At 65.6% G+C, this 23,875-nt stretch carries 23 protein-coding genes; all 23 read right to left on the bottom strand.

The genetic code is table 11. The features are described from left to right. Window positions 1-68 precede the first annotated feature (68 nt). Complete coding sequence (locus tag RT282_RS03205) at window positions 69-2,690, bottom strand: hypothetical protein (protein WP_313311740.1); 2,622 nt, start codon at window positions 2,688-2,690, stop codon at window positions 69-71. Between the two features lies 1 nt (window position 2,691). Further along, window positions 2,692-3,291, bottom strand: a complete 600-nt coding sequence (locus RT282_RS03200) for a class I SAM-dependent methyltransferase (RefSeq protein WP_313311738.1) — start codon at window positions 3,289-3,291, stop codon at window positions 2,692-2,694. Window positions 3,292-3,303: 12 nt separating this feature from the next. Continuing rightward, window positions 3,304-4,191 (bottom strand): class I SAM-dependent methyltransferase, encoded by an 888-nt coding sequence (locus RT282_RS03195; RefSeq protein ID WP_313311736.1) that lies wholly within the window; start codon window positions 4,189-4,191, stop codon window positions 3,304-3,306. A gap of 32 nt (window positions 4,192-4,223) precedes the next feature. Beyond that, window positions 4,224-5,510 carry an ABC transporter ATP-binding protein gene (locus RT282_RS03190; protein ID WP_313311733.1) on the bottom strand — a complete coding sequence of 429 codons (1,287 nt, stop codon included), beginning with the start codon at window positions 5,508-5,510 and terminating at the stop codon, window positions 4,224-4,226. Beyond that, window positions 5,507-6,307 carry an ABC transporter permease gene (locus tag RT282_RS03185; RefSeq protein WP_313311732.1) on the bottom strand — a complete coding sequence of 267 codons (801 nt, stop codon included), beginning with the start codon at window positions 6,305-6,307 and terminating at the stop codon, window positions 5,507-5,509. The genes RT282_RS03190 and RT282_RS03185 overlap by 4 nt, the downstream gene beginning before the upstream one ends. A 79-nt stretch (window positions 6,308-6,386) precedes the next feature. Next, window positions 6,387-7,259, bottom strand: a complete 873-nt coding sequence (locus tag RT282_RS03180) for a peptidylprolyl isomerase (protein ID WP_313311730.1) — start codon at window positions 7,257-7,259, stop codon at window positions 6,387-6,389. A 124-nt stretch (window positions 7,260-7,383) separates the two neighbouring features. Next, complete coding sequence (locus RT282_RS03175; protein ID WP_313311729.1) at window positions 7,384-9,111, bottom strand: cell surface protein; 1,728 nt, start codon at window positions 9,109-9,111, stop codon at window positions 7,384-7,386. A 77-nt stretch (window positions 9,112-9,188) separates the two neighbouring features. Then, on the bottom strand, window positions 9,189-9,599 hold the full coding sequence (locus RT282_RS03170) for a hypothetical protein (protein WP_313311727.1): 411 nt from the start codon (window positions 9,597-9,599) through the stop codon (window positions 9,189-9,191). A gap of 51 nt (window positions 9,600-9,650) precedes the next feature. Next, the gene (gene gspD, locus RT282_RS03165) at window positions 9,651-12,056 is read right to left on the bottom strand and encodes a type II secretion system secretin GspD (RefSeq protein WP_313311724.1); all 2,406 of its coding nucleotides are present in this window, start codon (window positions 12,054-12,056) and stop codon (window positions 9,651-9,653) included. A 4-nt stretch (window positions 12,057-12,060) separates the two neighbouring features. Next, window positions 12,061-12,747, bottom strand: coding sequence for a hypothetical protein (locus RT282_RS03160; protein ID WP_313311723.1), 687 nt, complete (start codon window positions 12,745-12,747; stop codon window positions 12,061-12,063). Next, on the bottom strand, window positions 12,744-13,295 hold the full coding sequence (gene gspM, locus RT282_RS03155) for a type II secretion system protein GspM (RefSeq protein ID WP_312307037.1): 552 nt from the start codon (window positions 13,293-13,295) through the stop codon (window positions 12,744-12,746). The genes RT282_RS03160 and gspM overlap by 4 nt, the downstream gene beginning before the upstream one ends. Next, window positions 13,292-14,392 (bottom strand): PilN domain-containing protein, encoded by a 1,101-nt coding sequence (locus RT282_RS03150; protein WP_313311718.1) that lies wholly within the window; start codon window positions 14,390-14,392, stop codon window positions 13,292-13,294. The genes gspM and RT282_RS03150 overlap by 4 nt, the downstream gene beginning before the upstream one ends. Before the next feature lie 4 nt (window positions 14,393-14,396). Next, on the bottom strand, window positions 14,397-15,128 hold the full coding sequence (locus tag RT282_RS03145) for a type II secretion system protein GspK (RefSeq protein WP_313311717.1): 732 nt from the start codon (window positions 15,126-15,128) through the stop codon (window positions 14,397-14,399). Between the two features lie 116 nt (window positions 15,129-15,244). Next, window positions 15,245-15,916, bottom strand: coding sequence for a prepilin-type N-terminal cleavage/methylation domain-containing protein (locus RT282_RS03140; protein ID WP_313311715.1), 672 nt, complete (start codon window positions 15,914-15,916; stop codon window positions 15,245-15,247). Window positions 15,917-15,930: 14 nt separating this feature from the next. Then, window positions 15,931-16,329 carry a type II secretion system protein J gene (locus RT282_RS03135; protein ID WP_313311713.1) on the bottom strand — a complete coding sequence of 133 codons (399 nt, stop codon included), beginning with the start codon at window positions 16,327-16,329 and terminating at the stop codon, window positions 15,931-15,933. After that, window positions 16,326-16,778: a GspH/FimT family pseudopilin gene (locus tag RT282_RS03130; RefSeq protein WP_312307042.1), complete on the bottom strand. Its 453-nt coding sequence runs from the start codon at window positions 16,776-16,778 to the stop codon at window positions 16,326-16,328. The genes RT282_RS03135 and RT282_RS03130 overlap by 4 nt, the downstream gene beginning before the upstream one ends. Before the next feature lie 15 nt (window positions 16,779-16,793). After that, window positions 16,794-17,249, bottom strand: coding sequence for a type II secretion system major pseudopilin GspG (gspG, locus tag RT282_RS03125; protein WP_312307043.1), 456 nt, complete (start codon window positions 17,247-17,249; stop codon window positions 16,794-16,796). A gap of 28 nt (window positions 17,250-17,277) precedes the next feature. Beyond that, on the bottom strand, window positions 17,278-18,546 hold the full coding sequence (locus tag RT282_RS03120) for a type II secretion system F family protein (protein WP_313311710.1): 1,269 nt from the start codon (window positions 18,544-18,546) through the stop codon (window positions 17,278-17,280). Next, window positions 18,539-20,278: a type II secretion system ATPase GspE gene (gene gspE, locus RT282_RS03115; protein WP_313311709.1), complete on the bottom strand. Its 1,740-nt coding sequence runs from the start codon at window positions 20,276-20,278 to the stop codon at window positions 18,539-18,541. Before gspE ends, RT282_RS03120 begins: the two co-directional genes overlap by 8 nt. Window positions 20,279-20,455: 177 nt before the next feature. Beyond that, window positions 20,456-21,001: a dTDP-4-dehydrorhamnose 3,5-epimerase gene (gene rfbC, locus RT282_RS03110; protein ID WP_313311707.1), complete on the bottom strand. Its 546-nt coding sequence runs from the start codon at window positions 20,999-21,001 to the stop codon at window positions 20,456-20,458. Window positions 21,002-21,003: 2 nt separating this feature from the next. Continuing rightward, entirely contained in the window at window positions 21,004-21,891 is an 888-nt protein-coding gene (gene rfbA / locus RT282_RS03105; RefSeq protein WP_313311705.1) for a glucose-1-phosphate thymidylyltransferase RfbA, read from the bottom strand. A gap of 12 nt (window positions 21,892-21,903) precedes the next feature. Next, on the bottom strand, window positions 21,904-22,797 hold the full coding sequence (rfbD, locus tag RT282_RS03100; protein WP_313311704.1) for a dTDP-4-dehydrorhamnose reductase: 894 nt from the start codon (window positions 22,795-22,797) through the stop codon (window positions 21,904-21,906). Continuing rightward, the gene (gene rfbB, locus RT282_RS03095; protein WP_313311702.1) at window positions 22,794-23,861 is read right to left on the bottom strand and encodes a dTDP-glucose 4,6-dehydratase; all 1,068 of its coding nucleotides are present in this window, start codon (window positions 23,859-23,861) and stop codon (window positions 22,794-22,796) included. The genes rfbD and rfbB overlap by 4 nt, the downstream gene beginning before the upstream one ends. Window positions 23,862-23,875: the final 14 nt, after the last annotated feature.

The raw sequence follows: 23,875 nt of genomic DNA, 5'->3' as shown, positions 1-23,875 counted from the left end.
AGTAGGGTTCAAAGACATTTAAACCCCAAATCCAAAACCGGCAAGCGCTGGACGCTATCTTTTTTACCCTAGTACCGGGTATGGGCCTGTGATCGTTGGCCGCCTGAAATCACCCGGAATAGCGTCCAGCTAGTGCCGTCTGTCCTTTCCAGCCGCAAGGATGCATTGCCCTCGAGCAGTACTGCGTCCTGCACGTTGGCGAGCACGAAGTCCGCCTTCACCCTGGCGAAATCGAAGCGTGCCGGCTGCACTCCGAGCGTCACCGCATCCATGCGCGGACTGCTGATCCTGAAATCGCTATCGACCATCGCCGGCTCGAGCTTTATCTGCATGAACTGGTAGCGGTTGTAGACCTGATCCAGCCTGCCCTCGGGATCAAGGTCGCGCCAGAACCTGAGCGGAGGGTCATAGAAAAAGCTGTTGACCACACCCACGCCGACGACTGGCAAGGCGCCCACCCACAAATCTTCGTTCACCACGGCAACATGCCTAGGTGCGCCGCTGTCTGGGCGCTTCAGCACCGAGCTCAGTTCCGGTACCAGCTGTACATGCCGCGGAGCCTGCTGCAACGGGTTGAAAGGAAGGCTCACCGCGAGCGTCCACACTGCACTGATCGCCACCGCATTCCATACCTGCCCCCGCACCAACAAATAGGCAAGCCACCCAGCTCCGGACAGAGCCAAAGCCAGCACTGCCGGGTTCAGCCAGTCTTGCATGGGCACAGGCATCATCGACAGGCAGTGCCAGTTGAACCATGCAAAGCCAATAGCGGTTCCCGCTGCAGCTCCTTGTAATGCCGCCGCTCTGGTGCGAGAGCCCTCGGCCCACTGCCTTAGCGCCGGCGCACCCTGAAGGAAATACCCGAGCAAGAACACCTGGACGAGGACCAGCACCACATCGAGCCGGAAGGCGGGAACCTTGCCCCATAGCGTCGCGCGCGCCAGCCAAGCTGGAATACCGAGGAACATGTGCACCAACACAAACGCCGTGAACAACCACAGCACCACCACCAGCGCTTCCAGGGAACGCCGGATGAAGAGATGCAGCAGTGTCATCACTGCCAACGGAGCCAGCAGGTAGAGGCTGCCCGCCGCATCGCTGGGAATGGACCACTGCGAGGTTTCGTACAACGTCACCAGATTGGCCAGGCCTTTCGACAAGTGCCAGGGCTCGACGTACCCGCCCAGTTCCATTGAGCGCTGCCCCGGGTACACCGTCTGGCTTAGCGCGCGAATGGCCCCCTGGGCATCACTCCACCAAGTCGCCAGCAACACACCGCCCAACAAAACGGCAAGCAATGCACCAAGCGTCTGCGCCACTCCCCAGTGCCAAAACGAACGCATTTGCCACCATCGGGCCAGCATGAGCAACGCCATCAGGTAGGCCAACGGAATCTGCCAACCCGGGTAGAGCACGAGCACAAATCCGGCCGCAGCCCAGCCCAACGCCAATCCCCATAACGCTGCACCGAGCTTGCGCTCCGCGAGGAGCATGCGCTCGGCAGCCCACGCTGCAAGGACCGGGAAAAAGCTCGCATACGCGGGCCAGCCCGACCATCCTACGGAGTAGGCAGAGCCCGGAACCAGCATCGCCAGCACGGCCGCCTGCCGCCAGTCCAGCGCGAACCAGCAGCGCAGCACGGCCCACACCGCAAAAAAGCAGGCAAAGAAGGGAAACCACCAATGCCACGCCAACGCACGCCTCAAGTCGAGCGCCAAGAAGCCCCAGCTCGCTGGTTTGGCGATGGCTTCCAGCCCCAGCGTAGGGGCACCGCTCATGCCCACTACGTTCATATTCTGGCCATACACCCCGTGCAGCGGATTGACCGACGAAAGCCGGTTCGGCTCGGCCGCCTGGCTCATTGCCAAAGGCGTGACGATCAGCCATTCATCGCGCCGGACTTCCTGCGCCTTGCCAATGAAACTCGCGCCGTCATGCTGCAATATCTTTGCTTGGTCGAGCAGCAGAGAAAACGAAGAGCCGCTCCAACCCCCCGCCACCAGCAACGCGAAAGAGGTCAGCACCACTGTCAAAAATCCCCGCGCCCCCCAGCCACCTTCACGCCACGCAAACGAGAGCAGCAGATACCCCACAGGCAATGCGGCCGACAACGCCAGCGCAAGTTGTGCATACATCGAGGGTCTAGGCCTGCCTACGGGAACCTGCACCACGCTTGCTTGTTTGCCAATACCCAGGTCAAACTGCCGCCCATCGCCATTGGTGACTTGTACGCGCAACGAGAACTCACCAGACGAAAAATCCTGCGGCAAGCGCACTGGCAAATGGAATCCGCTGCTAAGCCATAGTGGCTGCCCCGTGGCCTCGACCACATCAGGACGGTTGGTCAGGAAACCGAGGCGACCTCGATAGACACGCTTGTCTCCCAGCCAGATCTCGGCCAGAGAGACATAGACGCTCGGGTTGTATGCAGCGGCCCAGCCCTGCAAGGTCAGGACACCGTCACGCACCTCAGCCTTGTCCACAAAGCCCTTACCTGCCGCTTGCGTGGGTGTTCCCGCGGGCGTCTTGGGCTGTGCCCGCGCGTCGCGTGCGTGGCTGGGCACGGGCCACGCCATAGCGGCAAGCCACAGGAGCAACGCCAGCACTGCCATACCGATGCGGACCAGCTGCAAGACCGTCCCCGGCGCCAGAGGCAGACAATACCTTGGCCGCATGATGGGCAAGGCCAAGCTATCGATAGCCTGGCATCACACGGTAGCGCAACTGCTGCATGACCCTGCGGCGCAGCATCTGCATACCGCTGAGCGGCGGCTGGCGAAACACGCCCACGGTATCCCCCCATGCGGCGCTGTCCTCCGACAGGTGAGGCTCCCAATCGGTGCTGACCTGCAGCAGCTCGAGCGATGCGTACTTGGCCAATGCACGATAGCCGTCGGGATAGAAACGCCAGCAGTCCTGAGGATAGCGATGTTCGGGGCCGCGTGATGGCGCAATCAGGAAGATGTATCCGCCTGGCTTGAGCACGCGCACCATTTCGAGCCATGAGCACCAGAAAAACTCTATGTGCTCAAACGCTTGCCCGGAGACGATCACGTCTACCGAGTGGCTGTCGAACGGCAAGCGGTACGGCGACTGCAGCACCACGTCCACGTTTGGCCCCGCCGCCAGGTCCACGCCTGTGTACTCCCACGCCGGGTGCAAGAAAAACTGCTTGTAGCTGCCGTTAACGTCGAAGCTGCCGATGTCAAGGATCTTCAGCGGCCGGTTCGTGCTGGTGCCGAGGTATTTATGAACCAACCCCTGCACGTGGGCCAGTGAACTCTTGTGCATGTGCGCTCCTGTTTACGGGCGCTCGACCACGAACGCGTCCTGGTGGTGCCAGAAGTGCTGCGGCGAGAACTGCCGCAGCCGCGCTCCGGGCAGGTGCTCGGCGATGCGGGCACGGACGTAGGCTTCGGAGGTGAACGTGGTGCCATACTCCTGAGCGTCGATGGCCGTGGACTCGCTCGACGGAGTGAAGAAATAGCCATCCGCGTCCAGCGACACATCCTGCTTGCGCACCGCTGCTTCACCATGCGTAGTGAAAACGAGTACGCCGCCGGGTGTCACCATGTCGTAGATGCGGCGCAGCCAGCGCGACCATGTAGAAGCTGGCAAATGGCTGAAGAGAGACAACACGAACACCACGTCGTGTTGCTTGTCCCAGCGCACGTCCTCCGGCACCGCTGCCGATACGAAGCCTTCCACGCCGAAAGCCACGCGGGCGAAGTCCACCGAATCCGCGACCACATCCGAGACTACGACACGCTCGGCGCCGAGCGCCTTGACCAAGTGCCGTGTGAAACGCCCGTGGCCGCTCGCAAATTCCAGAAAGCTGCGTGTGTGCAGCAACGGATGACCCGCCTGCTCCAACAACAGCACCAGTTCGGCCATCGTGCGCCAGCCGTCGGCCAAGTAGTCGCGGATGGGATTCAGGCTTGATGGATGCGCGGCGAAGAAGCGGTAGATGTCGTCGGCCTGCGAAATCTCGCAGGGGCACCCCATCCACTGGCCATACGATAGTGCCGGGAAGCTCTGCTCGATCAGGTTGTGCGCCTGCAGCCGGGTTTCGGGAACGTCGCGCGCCTGCACCAGCAATTGCCCGGCGGCTTCCAGGTCGCCACCCGCCATCAGAGCCCGCGCCTGCGCGAGTGGATCGTGCGCAAGCACAGGTTTTTCTTGAGAAGACATCGATCCATCCATCGATCAAAGAGCACGAGGTCTCAGGACCACGTGTGCGGCAACCGCACCAGCCCTGGCATGAGGGTGGGCGAGACAAAGCGGAAATGCTGGTAATGCAGCCATGCATCGTAGAGCACGAGCCCGCTCTCATCGAAAAGGTAGGCGCTGACCACATACTCACCGCTGTGCAGTGGCAGGTCAGGGAAGGTGAGCACCGCACGCCACGTGCCATCGGGCAGCCGCTGAGGATAGGCGCCTTCTTCGTGCGTGGCCAGCGAGGTTATGCCCGTGCCCTGGGCCTGCTCAATCATGAAGCCCAGGTTCGGACACTCGTCGCCGCGCCCACGCGCTATGAATGTCACCACCAGATCAGCACCATCCAACAGGGCTGGCGTTCCGTCACCCAGACCAGCGATGGTCACCGAGACGAGGCAGGCACCCAGACCGTTGGGGTTCGCGGGCAGGCGCTTGCCGGATGGCGACGTAGCGGTTGGCTCGCCATGCACGGCAGCCGGCACACCTTCGGCGGCCACGGCGGCAGCTTTCGCCGCGCGTTCGGACGATCCGGCCTGCGAGCGCAGGCGGGAATGCATCTCGTAGGCGCCCATCACGGCCTCGGTAGGTCCCATTTCGGCGATCTGCCCGTCCTTGAGCCAGATCGCCTGGTCACACATGTGGCGGATATGGTAGGAGCTATGCGAACAGAACAGAATGGTGCAGCCAGCGTCGCGGAACGCCATGATGCGCTCCACGCACTTCTTCTGAAAGTGCTGGTCACCCACGGCCAGTGCCTCATCGATGATCAGCACGTCCGGCTGTACCGCCGTGACCAGCGCAAAGGCCAGGCGCACCGTCATGCCCGAAGAGTAGGTCTTGACGGGTCGGTCCAGCGCTTCGCCCAGTTCGGAAAAAGCCACGATCTCCGGCTCCAGCCGCGCCATCTCGTCGTGCCCGATGCCGATCAAGCTGCCGCCGAAATACAGATTGTCGCGCCCGCTGAAATCCGGATGGAAACCCGCACCCAGTTCCAGTATGGCCGTCACCCGCCCCACCCGCTCGACCGTGCCCGCGCTGGGTTGCAGGGTACCGGCCAGCAGCTTAAGCAGCGAACTCTTGCCGGCACCGTTGTCGCCGATCACGCCCACACATTGGCCGCGGCGCAATTCGAACGACACGTCGCGCAGCGCCCAATGGCTGCGGTGACGCGCGCGGCTGCTGAACAGGGCCTTGAAACGTTCGCGTGGCGAGGCGTAGAGGCGGTACTCCTTGCTGACCCCCTGCAGGCGCAGCACGACGGGCGTACCCGACCCGGAAATCGGCTGCGTCATAGCCAGTCCACCAGCTGATCTCGGCTGCGCCGCACCAGCACCGACAGCAGTAGCGCCAGCCCTACGATCCACAACGTCAGCACCCACCAGACTTGTACCGGGGGCCACGTGCCTTGCAACAGCGCCGTCTGCAGCCCCACCACCACAGGTGTCATTGGGTTGCACCACAAAACCCAGCGCCACGCAGCGGGAAAGAGCGTCATGGGAAACAGCACCGGAGACACGAAAATGCCAATGGACAGCAGAAACCCCACCAGTTGCACCACATCACGCAGCGCCGCTGCCATGATCGCCAGCACATAAGCCAGCAAAAAGGCCAGTACTGCCTGCAACACCAGCAGAGGCAACACGGACAGCACGGCAGGAGCGAAGCGATGGACGGGTGTGTAGGCCAATGCAAGCAGCAGCAGCAAAGGCCCATAGACCACCGTGCTGGCCAACACGGTGCGTGCCGGAAATAGCACGGGCGGCAGGGCATTCTTGTGCAGCAGCGCGCCCGCCTCGATCAGGCTGGAGGTGCCACGCCCCACGGCATCACAAAACGCCATCCAGGGCAGAGAGCCCACGATGAGGTAAGTGCCCACCCGGTTCGTCGGAGCGTGTTCACCCAGGCGCATGGCGAACACAACATCGAAAACCAGATAGTAGGCAGCGATCGTCAGCAACGGCTGCACATAAGCCCAGAACACGCCAGCGGCGGAGCCCTTGTAGCGGGCCACCACCTCGCGCAGGGTGAGCACCCAGGCGAGGCCACGCAGGCGGGCCAGATCGGTCAATTCAAGATAGAGGGAAGCCATCAGCGTCAGCCTGCCGAAAAGAACGCGGCGGGGAGCGGCATCGTGCCGTCCCCCGCCGCGCGCAGGAAGACCGTGATTATTACTGAAGCTTGTCCACGAAGGCCTTGATGGCTTCGTCGTTGTACTCGCTGCCCTGCAGCAGCTTGGCCACCTGGGCCGCCCGCCTTTCGCTCAGGATGCGGTTGCGGCCTTCCTGGCGCAACTCGTCGCGCACCTCTGCATACGGGCGCTTGCCGGCGGGCCGGCGCTCCACCAGCTGCACCAGGTGCCAGCCAAACTGCGTCTTGAAGGGGCCGCCCACCTCGCCCGGCTGCAGTGGCTGCAGTGCGGCATCGAATTCAGGCACCATGCGCCCCTCGCCAAAAAAGCCCAGATCCCCGCCCTTCTTGGCGGATCCCGGGTCCTGCGAATGCTCCTGTGCCACCGTCTCGAAACTGGCGCCTGCCTTGATGTCGGCCAGCAGCTTTTCGGCCTGGGCCTTAGCCTCGTCGCTGTCGCCTGCAATCAGGATATGGCGCGCACGCGTCTGCGCTGCTATCTCGAAACGCTTGGGCTCGGCGTTGTAGTGTTCCCGGGCATATGCTTCGAGTACGGCATCATCAGGCGCGTTGCTGGCGTCGGCCTGCAGCAAGCGCACCTCAGACAGCACACGCTCCTCGTTGACCTTGAGCAGTGCCCGCACCTCGGGTGTGGCGGCCAGGCCATTGGTCCGGGCCTCCTGCGCCAGCAGCCGGCGGGCCATGAGCATCTTCAGGGCTGCCTGCGCGCTCTCGGACCGGGCCAGCGCGGCTGCCCGGGCCTGGGGCGGAATGCGCTGCAGCTCAGCCGTCAAGTCGGCTTCGGTCACCTGCACCTTGCCCACCTGCATGAGCACCGCATCCTGCGCAGCAAAGGCGGAGCCGATGCAAAAGGCCAATGCGGCGGCCGCGCCCAGACATGTCAATCTCTTCATCACACGTTCCCAGTTCAAAAGCAAAAAAGCAGACCCTTACAAGGCCGAAAATAAAAAAGGCGGGGTAGAGACCCCGCCTTTTTATTTTAGGTCAGACCTGATTGCCAGGCTGCCTCGCCTAATCTCACAGAGGACTGTTCACCGGGCGGATGTAGCGGTGCGACCAACCGATGTTGTAGTTACCGGAGGTGCCGTCGCTCACTTGCGGGTTGTAAGCCGACACGAAGGCCTGGCCCAGCACCGGCAGGCCGTTGGCTGCCACTGCGCCCGGGGTATCCAGGCGCATCCAGCCGTCTTGGAAGCCCACGTCGATGTCCTTCACGGCCACGGTGCCGCTGATCACGCCGCTGACGGACGAGGCAGCGTTGTTGAAGCTAAGCACACTGACTTCACCACAGAACAGCACTGCCTCGCCAGGAACACCGGGGGAGATCACGACATCGTCTGCAGCTTGCGGCTTACGCTCTTCACGGTCCCACGGACCGGTGGAGATGTTACGCACGCACAGGCGGTCACCGACCAGCGTAGTGTTATCTGCAGTGAAATAGCCAATGTTACCAGGGTTGTACACAGCCACGGGCTTGACGCTAGCGTCGGAGCCTGCTGCGGGGTACTTCACGGCTGCCGCGTAACGGCGGGTAGGCATGGAGAACACCCAGTCGGTTGCAGCAGCAATGGCAGGATCAGTCCAGTACTCGTTAATCACGCTGGTGGCAGCCAATGCACGGCTCAACGCCGTAGCTTGCGCGGCAGGAGTACCCGCAACATACGGTGTGGACATGTCAGGCAGGTCATACAGTGCGGGCGCCACTGCGGCAGGCACCGTAGTTGTGACTCCACCACTGGTGACCGAAGTCGTATTCAGCAGCGGGTCGGCAGTGAACTGCGCCGCCAAGCCAGCAGCGCTGACCTGGGACTGCGGGAAGTACACGTACTTGGCAGCCACAGGATTGTTATCCGCGTTCACTGCTTCGATGCCGGTTGCCGTACCGCTCCAGGCGACAGCCTTGGGCACGTTGATCAGCGTCCAGTTCGCTGCCAGACCCGTGGTGGGGCGCGCCAGGCCGAGAGCCGCCAGACCACCTGCGTCGGTATTAGTATTGAGGTCAGTCCAAGCGGTGTTGGCGACACCATTGGCCGTGACATTCGCGCAAGGCGCCACGCCATTGACGTGCTTGATCAGCGGATACACGCCGGTGTTCGTGGTGACAGGCGGAATGTCTGCCATATTGAAGATCTCAATATAGCCTTCGCGCGTTTGGTTGGCCTTCTCTTCAGCGCTGAGCTTGGGATTCAGGCGCGAAGTGATGAAGGGCGTGCTGTTAATGGTTTCCTTGGCAGGCTTGGTGCAGCTCGCATCGTTGGTAACGAGGCGCGACACGCCTTGCGCGTTTTGGCTGACTTCGGCCGTCCATACGTCGCCAGGCGACAGGAACACTTGGAAGTCAAAAATATCGTCGGAGTTGGCGGCGCCACGGAAGCGCACCTTCACAGCCTTCCCGTTGACGGTGTCGGTGTTGATCACCGACAGCAGCGTGGCGTTGGCAGCTTGCGTGGAGAAGTAAGGCACCACCAGCATGTGGCCCGTGCCCGAATTGCCGACGATCAGCTTAGTAGCAGCAGCCGCAGGGTCATTATCTGCGACAGTCATTGCAGACGCGCCACCAGCAAAGCCGGCAACCATAGCGGCAATGCTCAGGGCGAGAACATTCTTTTTCATAAGTACTCCAGTTGAAAAGTCGTTTGGCGCAACTAAAGGGAGGGGGTTGTTTACGCCGGGAAATCCTAGCATGGTGCCTACGTTTTCTTGCATCGATTTGGCAGCCATGAGGGGAATGTTGGTCAAGTACAACAAATTTTGCCTATACAACATCCTCCATCAGTCGCGCCAAATCAACCTCAGCATGCGTGCCATTGCAGGTCTTGCCGTCAAATTTTTTCAAACAACCACCACTGGCCGTCTTCCAACAGCCAAGTCTCGTCGTAGTGCGTGTTGATGGTATCGCCAAACTTGCGGCCCATGAAGGGCTTGGCCTCGATACGCACCTTGGCCAGGCACTTGGTTGCTTCAGGGCAACGCACGTCCACCACCTCGGCGCCAGTCCACTTGACAGCGGTGCCTCGCCGCTTGCGGTAGCTCTCCAGATCATGCACGGCACGGTAGCCGGGGGTCAGGTAAGCATAGGCATTGGTCATGTCGGATTTGAGCAGCGCGGCCCATCGCGCGTTGGCTCGGGCCTTCACGGCCTCCTCGGGCGCTTGCGGCCCCAGGGCCGCGCAGCCGGCCACCAGGGCCACGGCTGCCACGGCCAGTGCGGAGCGCAGGGAGAAAGCAGACATCGTCGTCGACTCCTTGATGGAAAAAAGAAAAAGAAAGCCCGCCGCCCTCACTCACTGTGCAGGCAGCGGCTGCAGCACGGCGGGTGCGGCAGCCGGGGCAGGCATGCTGCGGGGCGCGCCCTGCAGGCTCTCAAGACCCCGCAAGCGGTCGCGCAGTTCCTCGCTGACTTCGCGGATCTCAGGATCGGTGCGCACCACCTTCGGCGTGATGACCACCAGCAGCTCGGTGCGTGCGCCGCCGTTGGTGTTGGTGCCGAAGAGGTTGCCCACCAGGGGCAGATCCTGCAGCACGGGCACGCCGCTCTTGCCAGCGCTCTGGCTGTCCTTTATCAGGCCGCCGAGCACGATGGATTCGCCCGAGCGCACGGCCACCTTGCTGCTGATCTGGCGCTGCAGGAAGATGGGCTGATTGTTGCCATTGCCGCTTGGGTTGTCCGCAGCATCGGTCACGATCTGGTCGATCTGCATCGTGACCAGATTGCCGGCATTCACCGAGGGAGTGACCGCCAGGTTCACGCCCGTATCGCGGTACTGCACCGTACTGGTGGTAATGAGGGATGTTTCTCCGGTGATGGTGCTGCTTTGCACCGGCACCTGGTTGCCCACGACCATCATGGCCAGGTGGTTGTCCAGCACCATGAGAGAGGGGTTGGAGATCATCTTGACCTTGGTCTTGGTGGCCAGCGCGGACAAGGCCACCCGGATCTGACCGGCGGAATTGACCAGCGAGTAGGTAAAACCCTTGCCCATGGCGTCACTCAAACTACCCGTGTTCGGCCTGATGCCGCCTGCACCAATCTGCCCAGCCCCCTGGTAGTCGCTGCCCGCGCTGCCGCTGAAGGCCCACTGCAGGCCATAGTTCAGGTCATCGTTGAGGGTCACTTCGACGATGGACGCCTCGATGAGCACCTGCGTGGGCGGCAGGTCAAGCCGCTTGAGGGTGGATTCGATCTTGTCGAACTCGGCCTTGGTGGCCCATACGAGGATGGTGTTGTTCAGGTCGTCCGCCATGACCCGCACATTGCCAAGCTGCGCTGTCGCTGGCGGCTGGTTGGTGACTTGGTTAAGGCGGTTCTGCTGGGGGAAGGTGCTACCTGTGCGACCGAATCCCGAGCTCATGCCAGTGCCGAAACCAGAGCCATAGCCGCTGCCGAATCCGCCCCCGTAACCGCTGCCGAAGCCTGCCCCCATATTGCCAAAGCCCTGCCCCTGGCTGGCGCCCACCGCGCTGCCCAGCCCCGGGGCCACGCCCGTGGCAGCCGCCCCCGCGGGTGCCGTGCCGCCGAAGATGCCTCCGAGCACTCCGGCCAGGTGGCGGGCATTGCCGTTTTGCACACGGTAGATATAGAGCTGCGGCTCGGCCCCGCCGTCGCTGGGCTGGTCGAGCTTTTCGATCCAGCGGCGCGCCTCTTCCAGATAGGAGGCTCGCGGGGTGACCACCAAAATGCTGTTGAGCCGCTCCACGGGCAGGATGCGCAGGGCGCCGAACAGGGGATTGCTCTCGCTCAGCAGGGGGATTGCGGACGCAGACGCCCCCCCGGCTGCGGCCGCGCCGCCCGCCGTGGCACCAGCGCCCGGGGCGCTGGCCGCAGCGGCACGCGCAGCACCTGCGCCCCTACTTGCGGGCGAAGGGGCGCCGCCACTGACGAGCTGCAGAGCCGCCTCCACCTCCTTGACGCTGGCATGCTTGAGCGGGAAGAGGCCCACGGACATGCCCTTGAGCAGATCGACGTCGAAGGTGCGCACAAGATCCAGCCAACCTTCGGCCTGGTTGCGCGTGCCCACCAGCACGAGCAGGTTGCGCACGTTGTCCACGCGCACGATGGCGTCGCCTGGCGCCAGGGGGCGCAGGATGGTGGCCATCTCGTTGGCGCCGATGTACTGCAGCGGGACGATGACGGCACCATAGCCCGGGGGAAGCGGGTCCTTGCCGGCCTGCCGGATGTTGCTGGCCACGCTCTTGAGATTCTCCGGCTTGCCGACGTGGTACACACCGCGCGTGTCGCGCGCCATCGCCAGGCCGTTGGCCTGCAAGGCGCTTTCCAGCAGGGCCAGCCCGTCATCGGGCGAAATGGGGCCGCGCGTGGCCAGGGTGACGCTGCCTCCAAGGGGCTGGTGCAGCACATAGTCCACCTTGAGGACCTCGCGCATGAACACGTGCACCACGTCGACGATCGGCGCGTCTTCGAACTTGTAGGAACTAGCGGAACCCTGGACGGGCGGCACCGCCGTGGGTGCATTGAAGACGCGGTCGTTGCCGCGGATGATGCGCGGCTCTTCGCGCACTGGCGCCTGCGCAGGCGCTGCGTCCGCAGGGGGGCTGTCTGCACGGGACTGTTCAGGAGCGGCGACCGCGGCCGGCGCAGGGGCGATGGCAGGCTGCGCCTGCGCAGCACATGACAGCGCCAGGGCCCAGCCCAGCAGGATGTGTCGGTTCAGGACATTTGAATGGTTCATTGGCTTACGGTACGGGTCTTGCGCCAGCCTTGGCGCGTAGTTCGTTGCGTCGGCGCTGCAGTTCCCGCCGGCTTTCTTCCAGCTGCTGGCGGCGCTCTTCGGTCGTGCCGACCGCCGAGCCGCCCAACGGCGGTGGTGCGGGCGGCGTGGCGGCGGCAGTTGCCGCAGGTTGCTGGCCGCCGGCAGCCGCCTTGCCCGGAGCAGAGGGGCGCACGATGGCCAGCTGGATGACGCGCTCCTCGCCATCGCGGGTCAGCGTGGCTTCACGCTCCTGTACGGACTTGAGCGTCCAGCCCCCCAGGTTTTCATTGATGGCCACGCGGCGCACCTTGCCATCAATGCGCGCCAGCATGCCTCCAGGGCCGCCTTCGGTGGAATAGATGCCGTACAGATGAATATTGGCCAGCGGATCGGGGGCCGTCTTCGTCTGGGCCTCCTTGGGCGCTGGCGGCACGGGCCGGCGGCTGGGCGAAAACAGCGGGCGGTCGAGCGTGGCGACGAACAGCCCGGTGTCCATGGGTTTGGCCTCAGGCAGGGCCGCCGCTTCGCTGCCAAGTTCGGGTGCCACGGGCTGGGGTGGCTGCCAGGCCAGATTGCGCGGCTTGCCATCGGGGCCGATCCACAGCCACGCCAGCAGAGCCAGCAGCGCGATGTTGACCGCGATGAAAAGGCGTATTCCGTGCTGCGTCATACGGGCTTGGCGTGTAGTACGGAGAGATTGAGCTGCACCGCCAGGCGTTGCGGGCGGTCCGCGCGCTGTACGCCCACCACCTGGATGTTCATGCCGTCGATCAGGACTACCGGCGTCAGGCTTGGTATCACGGCCAGTGCGCTTTGCAGGTGGATCAGTTCGCCCTCGACCCGCACGGCGAGCGAAATACGCTCGAAACCCTTGTCCGTCTTGGTCGGCAGCACTTGGCTGCTGACCACGGTCAGGCCTGCCGCCCCGAGCACTGCACGCACGCGCTGCTGCGCATCATTGCCAGCCTGGGTGGCATCGACGCCGGCGGGGTAGACGTATTGCGCCAGGTGGCCTTGCGCAGTCGCAAGGCGCTCGTCGAGCTGCTGCGCCTGCTGCAACCCTGCCAGGCGGGCGTAGCGCGGGGCAATGCGCTCGAGCTCGCCCTGCGCCCACTGGTGCTTGCGCCAGACATAGCCCAAGCCCAATGCGATGGGCAACAGCACGAGGGCGGTGGTGGCCGCCACCCAGGCCCAGTCACGGCGTGTCAGCCGGCTCATGGCCTGGCCTCCGCGGCAGCCTGGTCAGCTGGCACCGCCGGGCCGTTGACCAGGGAAGAAGATTCGTCGATGGTGAATTCCACCTGGAAGGTTTCCTTGGTAGCCCCCGCAGGCCGGGTGGCGGCCGAGGGTGCGCGCACGCTCTTGAAGCCGGGCTGCGCGCTGAGCTTTTGCATCATGGCAGCCGTATCGGGCGTCTGGCCGGCAATGAGCACGCTGCTGCCCTCGATCTGCAAACGCTGCAGCACGGTCTCATCGCCCAGGACCTGTGTCAGGGTGTGCATGGTGCGCAGCGGGTTGAGGCGGTTGCCGACAAGGGCCTCCAATGCCTGAACTTGCTCATTGGCCGCCAGCAGCGCCTCCCGCTTGGCCACTTGCGGACGGGCCTGTTGCGCCAATTGGGCGGAAGCGGCCACGGCCTCCAGGGCGCGTTGGCGCAGCTGCAGTGTCGGCGTGAGGGCAATGGCTGTGGCCAGCGCCAGCGCCAGCAATACGAAGCAGCCCAGGACCAACCATCCGCGGCGTTCGGCGCGCAGGCGGCGCTCCTCGCCGAAGCCCTGCAATGGGAATGCGCCATCGGCTGCCTGTGCGCACCGCACCCAGACCTCCGGCTGATCCAGGCCGCCCGCATGCCGCGCCAGGTGCTGCGCGATGCTGCGCCGCGAAGCCAGGACCAGTTCGACGCGCTGGGGGCCGGTGCCCGCCGCGCCCATCACCGCCTGGCCCCAGACCAGATCGCTGGGAGCGAAAGGGCTGTTGCCCTGCGCTTCCAGCTCGACGGCGCGTACCAGTTGCTCAGGCGGAAGAGATGGCAGCGTGAGCTGCCGGCGCAGCAGGATGTCTTCCGGCAGTTCGACCGCCTGGAAGGCCACGCGGGCTCCTTCGACGCCGTCTCCCTGGCGGACGAACCGCCCCGCACCGTGCTGCTTCCACAAGCCTGCCCTGCCCTGCGTTTCATGCAGAAGGACGACAGGCCTGGGGCCCAGCCAGCCCAGGGCTGGCATGCGCAACACCTTGCGCCATGCCTGGCGGATCTCCTGCCACACAGCAGGCAAATCAAGGCCGAACAGCCTGAGTTCCGAGGAGGGGGATGGCATTTATTTACTGACCAGCAACCGCGGGGGGATCGAAAAAAGATTCCGCGTAAAAAACCCGCCATGGTAACCCGTCGCCGCTCCGGGAGCCGATGGCATAGCGGCGAATGACCCGAACGGTACCTCCGTCAGGCAGGGGCACCAATGCTGTGAGTTCCACGCTGTCGTTCGGGGCCGGGTCGAGCCAGGCAGTATTCAGGGCACTTTGATCGATGCCTACCTGGTTGGCATCGCGGGCGGCCACGATGCTGGCCACGGCGGCATCGTTGCCTGAAGCCAGCACACGCAGCACCTGTGCCGGAGCCGCCAGGGGATTGACCCGCCCCGAGCCCTGCGCGTCGGTGGTGACCAGGGGCGCGATGCGTGCGTAGAGAGGATAGTCCAGCCCGGGAAGGCGCAAAAGGTCTTCGGGCGCTTCGAAAAAGTCCGGCTTGCCTGCGGGGCCCGGGGTGGAGCGGCGCTCGAGGATGGCCTGCGCCAGGGCGCCGGCTCCGTCCGGCGGCAGCCCGCCAGCGACTTGCAGCGCCTGCTGCAGCAGCTCGACGGGCGCCTTGTTGAGGTCAATGTAGCCGTTCAAGGGCATGGCCTGCATATCCACTGTGGCGCCCGCGTAGGCAATCTGCTCACGCAGCAGGCGGTCGGGCCGCTTGCCTCCGGCCACCATCGCCTGCAGTGCCAGCTGCATGGCCGACTCCCCGAGTGCGGATGCCAGCACGACGTCGCGGGTACGGGCGGTCATGCGTGCCTCCGTGCGGACGGACTGCATCATCCCCGTCGCGATCACGCTGAGCGCCGCCACCAGCCACAGAACGGCAATGAGTGCCAGGCCCCGCTGCTTCGATACCGCCGCCATCGCTACTGCCCCCCGATCACCGTGCCATCGCCGCCGCCATAGCGTGGGTCCGAGGCCGGCAGCACCCGCAAGGGCACCACCAGACGATCCGTAAGCAGCCCTTCACCTGCCATCACGATGGACACCGCCGAAGGTAAGTCGTTGAGGAAAGGCCATGTCTCTGTCCACGCCTGGGTCGCATCCGGCTGGCGGGGATCCTCGTAGCGCAGCCCGATGGACTGCACACCAGGGACGATGACCTGAGCGTCAGCGCTTCCCCAATCGGGAAATTCCGGCTGATCGGTCCAGGGCAGGTAACGCAGCACGAGTGCCGGTGCGGCTGCCGCATCTTCGACCCCAAGGCGAAAGAAGTGGCGCCCGCCCGCCCCATAGCGCGCCGGCATGATGCCGACCCAGGCCACGTGGTCGGCAGCCCCCTCGAACAGGGGCCCAAGTCCCCGGCTGCTGGTCACGGTGCGTGCGGAAATCCGACCCAACGCCTGGTGCATGAAGCGAAGGGCGACACGCTGATCGTCCAACCGCTGCAGGCGTGCGTCCACGCGATCTCCACCCTGACCCACACTGCGCAGTGCGGACACCAGCGCCAGCATGATGATGGACAGCAACGCCACGACAACCAGGGTCTCCAGCAACGTGAAACCGCGGCTGCGGGCCGGAAAAGAAGATGCACCCATGCCTGCCACTACTCTCACCGCGGCGCAGCAGCGGTCTTCTGAGGCCGCAAGGTCGTGAATTCAAGCTGGCGCGGTTCGCCGCCGTCGCTCCAGGCGACGACCACGAGTACTTCGTGCAGCCGCGGAGCGCTCGGGTCGGTCAGCCCGCCGGAGTAAGGAGCAGTGCGCAGGCTCCATTGGAACTCCTGGGCCTGGCCTTCCTGGCTGAGCCCTTGCTCCGGCACGCCGTTGACCTGCGCGAGTACGGATTCGACCAGCCAGAAAACACGCTGGCGCTCCTCGACGGTGGAAACGTTGCGCACCGCGCCCCCGACAGCCCGGTAAATCATGCCCAGGGCCATGGCCATGATGGCAAAGGCCACCAGCAGCTCCAGCAGGGAAAAGCCCCGCGCCGCAGCTTGGCGTCCCATCATGGCTGCAGCGCCTCCTGCTCGATGCGACCGGAAAACCAGTCCACACGCAGCCGCACTCCATCGCCAGAAGGCCTGGCCACATCCACGCTGCCGCCGCTGGCGCCGCCCGACGGTAAGAAGCGGATGACGAAGCGGTCGTCCTGCACCTCGCCGGCCGCCACGGTGGCGCGTACGGAAACGGTCTCGGGAATGGCGTTCTCGGCCGCCCCTTGTAATCCGTACAGGCGCTGCCGCAGATCCACACTGAAGAGCGCATCGCGCCCCGACAGCACGGCCTGCTGGCGTGCCGCACGCATGCCACCGACCATGCCGCGCACGACCTCGCGGTACTGGGCGGCGCTGTGCATCCTGTCGTAGGCGATGGGTGCCACTGCCATGACCAGAGCCAGGATGGCGAAAACCACCAGAAGCTCCAGCAGCGTGAAGCCCCGCTCGCGCACCACGTCCACGCCGTAGAGAAAGGATCAGTTGGAGTTGCGAATGTCCGCGTTCTCGCCCTCGCCACCCGGTGCCGCGTCCGCACCCAGCGACAGGATCTCCACCCCGCCGTTTGGGCCCGGGTTGGCATAGCGGAAGGGATGGCCCCAGGGATCCGTGGGCACGGCTTCGCCCTTGAGGTAGGGACCGTTCCACCCCGGAGCGGCACCCGGACGTTTCATCAGGGCCGCGAGCCCTTCCTCGTTGGTGGGGTAGCGCCCCACGTCCAGCTTGTAGATTTCCAGCGCCTTGTCGATGTCCGCGATCTGCACGGCAGTTGTCTTGGCCTTGGCGCCGCCCAGCTGGTTGAGCACGCGGGGACCCACCAGGCCTGCCAGCAGCGTCAGGATGGCCAGCACCACCAGCAGTTCGATGAGCGTGAAGCCGCGCGCACGGCGGCTCGGGAAACGGCTGCCGGCGCAGCGGGAGCGAAGGCTCTGCATGGAAAAAGGCTCCAGGATGAAACGAAAGCTATACGGCGAGGTCATTGATGGACAGGATCCCGAGCAGGATGGAGACGATGATGCCGGCGATCAGCACCCCCAGCACCAGGATGAGCACCGGCTCGACCAGGGTCAAGAGGCGCTTGATGCCGGTTTCCACCTCGCGGTTGAGGATGTTGGAAAGCTCCAGCATCATGGGCCCGATGCGGCCCGTTTCCTCTCCCACTCGGATGAGGTTGATGGCCAAAGGTTCAAAAATGCCGGTCAGCGAGATGGCCTGCACCACCTTGCCGCCCTCTTTGACGATGGGCGCCACCTTGGCCAGCGCCTGGTGCAGCACGGCGTTGCCCACAGTGTCGGTGGCGATGTGCAGCGCAGTGAGCATGGGCACGCCGTTGCCCAGCAGGGTGCCCAGCGAACGCGAGAACAGCGTGAGCTGGTAGCGCAGGGCCAGCCGCCCCACCAGCGGCAGGCGCAGCAGGCGCGCCTGCCACCACTGCTGGCCGGCGGGCGAACGCAGCCAGCGCATGAGCAGCATGACACCGCCCACGGCCGCCACGCCGATCAGCAGGCCGTACTGCCGGAAGGCATGGCCCATCTCCATCACGATGCGTGTGGGCAGCGGCAGCGCGTCGCCCATGTCGGTAAACAGCTTTTCGAACTGCGGCACCACGAAGCCGAGCATGGCAATGAGCGACAGCACGGCCACGGCCAGCAGGATGGCCGGATAGATGGTGGCCGACACCACGCTCTCGCGCAGGGCGCGCTGGCGCTCCATGTGCTCGACCAGGCGGTCCAGCACGGCGGACATCTGGCCGCTGACCTCGCCCGAACGCACCATGTTGATGTAGAAGTCGCCGAACAGCTCGCGGTGCGCGGCCAGCGCCCGGCTGAGCGGCGTGCCGCCCTTGACGGCGTCCAGGATGCCCTGCACCAGCGCGCCGACGCTGGGCTTGTGGCTCATGTCGATGAGCACGCGCAGCGCGTTGTCCAGTGCCAGGCCCGCGCGCAGCATGATGGCCAGCTCGGAGGTCAGCGCCAGCACGTCGGCGGCATTGACGGGCCCCTTGGCCTGGCGCCCCCTGGCCGGCGCAGGCAGCCCGCCGCCGGCGGGCCGGGCGCCCGCGCTGGCCCCGGCACCGGGCGTGAAGGAGGCGGCAGCGGCATCGTCGATGCGCAGCGGGGTGAGCCCCTGCTCGCGCAACTGGCGCAGGGCCGCCGCGCTGCTGGGCGCGGACAGCCGGCCTTCCTCGACCTTGCCCGCCGCCGTGGCGGCGCGCCAGACGAAATCAGGCATCGCTCTGGTCCTGCGTCACGCGCGCCACCTCGTCCAGCGTGGTCACGCCGGCGGCCACTTTGCGCAGGCCGTCCTCGTACAGGCTGAGCATGCCGCTTTGCGAGGCCAGCGTGTGCAGGGCGTTGGCGTCCTTGCCGTCGATGATGGCGCGGCGCATGGGCTCGTCCAGCACGAACAGCTCGTGGATGCCCGTGCGGCCGCGGTAGCCCGACTGGCGGCACTGCTCGCAGCCCACGGCGCGGTAGAGGGGCTGGCCGGCCTGCGCAAAGCGCACCAGGCCGGTGCTGGAGCGCACCTGCTCGCCCGGCTCATAGGGCTGCTTGCAGTGACTGCACAGCGTGCGCACCAGACGCTGGGCCAGCACGCCGTTGACCGAGGAGGTAATGAGGTAGCTCTCCACCCCCATGTCCTGCATGCGGACGACGGCGCCGGCGGCCGTGTTGGTGTGCAGCGTGGACAGCACCAGGTGGCCGGTCAGGGCCGACTGCACGGCGATCTGCGCCGTCTCGCCGTCGCGCATTTCGCCGATCATGATGATGTCCGGGTCCTGGCGCAGGATGGAGCGCAGCGCGTTGGCAAACGTCAGGTTGATTTGCGGATGCACCTGGATCTGGTTGATGCCCTCCAGCTGGTACTCCACCGGATCCTCGACGGTGATGATCTTGTTGGCCTCGGAGTCGATCTTGGACAGCGCCGCATACAGCGTGGTCGTCTTGCCCGAGCCGGTCGGGCCGGTCACCAGCAGGATGCCGTGCGGGCGCGCCAGCAGCTCGTTGAAGCGCGCAAGCGTGTCCTGTTCGAAGCCCATGGTGTCCAGGTTCAGTCGCACGCTGGCGCGGTCGAGCACCCGCATGACCACGCTTTCCCCGTGCACCGTGGGTACGGTGGACACGCGCAAGTCCAGCTCGCGGCCCTTCACGCGGGTCTTGATGCGCCCGTCCTGCGGCAGGCGGCGCTCGGCGATGTCCAGGTGCGCCAGCAGCTTCACGCGCGAGCTGACGGCGGCCGACAGGCGCGGCGGCACCACCTCGCCCGGATGGATCACGCCGTCCACGCGGTAGCGCACGTGCAGCCCGTCGTCGAAAGGCTCCAAATGGATGTCGGAGGCGCGCAGGTCGATCACCCGGCCGATGATGGTGTTGACCAGGCGGATGACCGGAGCCTCGCTGGCCAGGTCCTTCAGGTGTTCGACGAAGTCGCCGCCATCGAGGCCGTCGCCGAACAGGCCGTCGTCGCCGTCGTCCTGGGTCTCCTCGACCGGCTCGGCCAAGGCTTTCTCGATGGCACTTTCCAACGCCAGGTGCGGCACGACCTGCAGACCGGTAGCCAGGCGCAACGCCTTGACGGTGAACGGATCCTGCGGGGTCGCCATCGCCACGTGCAGCTCGTCGCCCTGCACCGCCAGCGGGAAGAGGCCATGGGTGTGCAAGAAGTCCGGCAGCAGCCCTTCGACCTCCGGCATGACGTCGGGAAACTGATCCGCCGGAACGAAGTGAATGCCCAGCTGGCGCGAAAGCACTACGGCCACGTCGGCTTCGGAAACCAGTCCCAAGCGCACCAGCACCCGGCCCAGCAGCCCTCCCATCTCCTGCTGGGCCAGCAGTGCGCGTTCGATGTCTCGCGCGCTCACCTTGCCCTCCTGCACGAGCAGCTCGCCCAGGCGCGGGCGCGGTGTGGCGGCGTCCGGTGCCAGCAGAGGCTCGGGACTGTCGATGGTGGATTCAGTGGTCATGGAAAAGGCGCAAGCGGCGCAGCCGGCGCAACCCGCGCAGGGAGCGATCCGTGGCTGGGGCGCCAAGTGTACCCGTGCACCCGGCCTAAAGGGCCAGGCCCACCGGCTCGGTTACCTCTTGCATCCTGGCGCCGGGCATGTGTGCCACAAAAGGAGCAGCCGCAGGGCGGATGACTCTCAGCCGAACACCTCTGCCCGCTCCAGCGCCACGCCCTGCGCATCCTTGGCCGACAGCTGGGGCTGCCCCTCATAGGGCCAGCGAATGCCCAGCCGCGCATCGTTCCAAACAATGCAGCGCTCGTGCTCCGGCGCGTAGTAGTCCGTGGTCTTGTACAGAAAATCCGCCGTCTCGCTCAGCACCACGAAGCCGTGCGCGAACCCTGGCGGCAACCACAGCTGGCGCTGGTTGTCTTCGGAGAGCTCCACACCCACCCATTGCCCGAAGGTGGGCGAGCTTTTGCGGATGTCCACCGCCACGTCCCACACGGCGCCGCGCGCCACGCGCACCAGCTTGCCCTGCGGCTGCTGGATCTGGTAGTGCAGGCCGCGCAGCACGCCGCGGCTGCTTCGGCTGTGGTTGTCCTGCACGAATTGGTGGCTCGTGCCGGTGGCCTCGTCGAAGGCGCGCTGGTTGAAGCTCTCGAAGAAGAAGCCGCGTGCGTCGCCGAAGACCTTGGGCTCGATCAGCACGACGTCGGGGATGGCCAGTCGGGTGGCTTTCATCGTCAATACACCTTCTCTTTGAGCAGCCGCTGCAGGTACTGGCCGTAGCCGTTCTTGGCCAGGGGTTGGGCCAGGCGCTCGAGCTGCGGGCCATCGATCCAGCCGCTGCGCCAGGCGATCTCTTCCGGGCAGGCGATCTTCAGGCCCTGGCGCTGCTCCAGCGTGGCGATGAACTGGCCGGCGTCCAGCAGGCTCTCGTGCGTGCCGGTGTCCAGCCAGGCGTAGCCGCGGCCCATGATTTCCACGTGCAGTTGGCCCTGCTCCAGGTACAGGCGGTTCAGGTCGGTGATCTCCAGCTCGCCGCGGGCAGAAGGCTTCAGGCGCTTGGCCAGCTCCACCACTTGGCTGTCGTAGAAGTACAAGCCGGTGACGGCGTAGCTGCTCTTCGGGCTCGCGGGCTTTTCTTCGATGGACAGCACGCGTCCTGAGCCGTCGAACTCGGCCACGCCGTAGCGCTCGGGGTCGTGCACGTGGTAGGCGAAGACGCTGGCGCCGCCGCTGCGTGCATCGGCGCTGGCCAGCAGGTCGTGGAAGTCGTGGCCGTAGAAGATGTTGTCGCCCAGCACCAGGGCGCTGGGGCTGCCGGCCAGGAACTGTTCGCCGATCAGGAAGGCCTGCGCCAGGCCGTCCGGGCTCTCCTGCACGGCGTAGTGCAGCTGCAGGCCCCACTGGCTGCCGTCGCCCAGCAATTGCGCAAAGCGCGGCGTGTCCTGGGGCGTGCTGATGATCAGGATCTCGCGGATGCCCGCCAACATCAGGGTGCTGAGCGGGTAGTAGATCATGGGCTTGTCGTAGACGGGCAGCAGCTGCTTGCTGATGGCCAGCGTGGCCGGGTGCAGCCGTGTGCCGGAGCCGCCGGCCAGGATGATGCCCTTGCGTTGTGTCGTCATGGGTGGAGGGGATCAGAGGATTTCGGCGAGCATGCGCGCCACGCCCTGCTGCCAGGGCGGCAGGGTGAGGCCGAAGGTGGCCTGCAGCCGCGTGGTGTCCAGGCGCGAGTTGTGCGGGCGCCGCGCCGGCGTAGGGAAGGCGCTGGTGGGCACGGGCGCCACGTCGGTTGCTTTTATTTTGATAGCTGCCGGCGCTTTCTCCGCCTGGGCTAGCACGTATTTTGCATAGGAATGCCAGTTGGTTTCGCCACCGGCCACGCAGTGGTACAGGCCGCCGTCGTCGGGGCGGCTTTGCAGGTGCGTGATGGCGTGCGCCGTCACGTCGGCCAGCAGGTCGGCGCCGGTGGGCGCGCCCCACTGGTCGTCGATGACCGTCAGGCGCTCACGCTCCTGGGCCAGCCGCAGCATGGTCTTGGCGAAGTTGCCGCCGCGCGCGGCATACACCCAGCTGGTGCGCAGGATCAGGTGCCGGCAGCCGGCCTGCTGGATCAGCCGCTCGCCCTCCAGCTTGGTGGCGCCGTAGACCGACAGGGGCGCGGGCGCGTCGGCCTCGGTCCAGGGGCGGCTGCCGCTGCCGTCGAAGACGTAGTCGGTGCTGTAGTGCACCAGCCAGGCGTTCAGGCGGGCAGATTCCTCGGCCAGCACGCCGGGGGTGGTGGCGTTGAGCAGCCGGGCCAGCTCGGGCTCGCCCTCGGCCTTGTCCACGGCGGTGTGGGCGGCGGCGTTGACGATCACGTCGGGGCGCAGGGCGCGCACGGTCTCGCGCACGCCCTCGGGGTTGCGGAAGTCGCCACAGTATTCGGTACTGTCGTGGTCCAGCGCGGTGACCCGCCCCAGCACGGCCAGGCTGCGCTGCAGCTCCCAGCCGACCTGGCCACCGCTGCCCAGCAGCAGGATGTGCGTCATGCCGCAGCGCCCTCGTACTGCCTGGCCACCCAGTCGCGGTAGGCGCCGCTTTGCACCTGCGCCACCCAGCCCGGGTGGTCCAGATACCACTGCACGGTCTTGCGGATGCCGGTCTCGAAGGTCTCGGCCGGCGTCCAGCCCAGCTCGCGCTCGATCTTGCGTGCGTCGATGGCATAGCGCCGGTCGTGGCCGGGCCGGTCGGCCACGTAGGCGATCTGCGCGGCGTAGCTCTTGCCATCGGCGCGCGGGCGCAGCTCGTCCAGCAGTGCGCACACGGTTGTCACGATGTCGATGTTGGCCTTCTCGTTCCAGCCGCCGATGTTGTAGGTCTCGCCCAGGCGCCCCGCCTGCAGCACCCGGCGGATGGCGCTGCAGTGGTCGCGCACGTACAGCCAGTCGCGCACCTGCATGCCGTCGCCGTACACCGGCAGGCTCTTGCCGGCCAGGGCGTTGACGATCATCAGCGGGATGAGTTTTTCGGGAAAGTGCAGCGGGCCGTAGTTGTTGCTGCAGTTGGTGGTGAGCACCGGCAGGCCGTAGGTGTGGTGCCAGGCCCGCACCAGGTGGTCGCTGGCGGCCTTGCTGGCCGAGTACGGGCTGTTGGGCTCGTAGTTGTGGCTTTCGGTGAAGGCCGGCGCATCGGGCGCCAGCGTGCCGTAGACCTCGTCGGTGGAGACGTGCAGGAAGCGGAATGCCGCCTTCTCGTCTGCAGGCAGCGCGCTCCAGTACTGCCGTGCCGCCTCCAGCAGCCGGAAGGTGCCGACCACGTTGGTCTGGATGAACTCCGCAGGGCCGTGGATGGAGCGGTCCACGTGCGACTCGGCCGCGAAGTTGACAATGGCCCGCGGGCGGTGCTCGGCCAGCAGGCGCGCCGCCAGCGCGCTGTCGCCGATGTCGCCCTGCACGAAAACGTGGCGCGCATCGCCCTGCAAACTGTCCAGGTTGTGCACGTTGCCCGCGTAGGTCAGCTTGTCCAGGTTGACCACCGGCTCGTCGCACGCGGCCAGCCAGTCAAGCACGAAATTGGCGCCGATGAAGCCGGCGCCGCCAGTGACGAGAATCATGGGTGAGAAGTCTT

Source organism: Pulveribacter sp. (assembly GCF_032079985.1).
In the GTDB taxonomy this organism is placed as follows: Bacteria; Pseudomonadota; Gammaproteobacteria; order Burkholderiales; family Burkholderiaceae_C; genus Melaminivora.
This window is presented reverse-complemented; position numbering and strand designations above follow the sequence as displayed.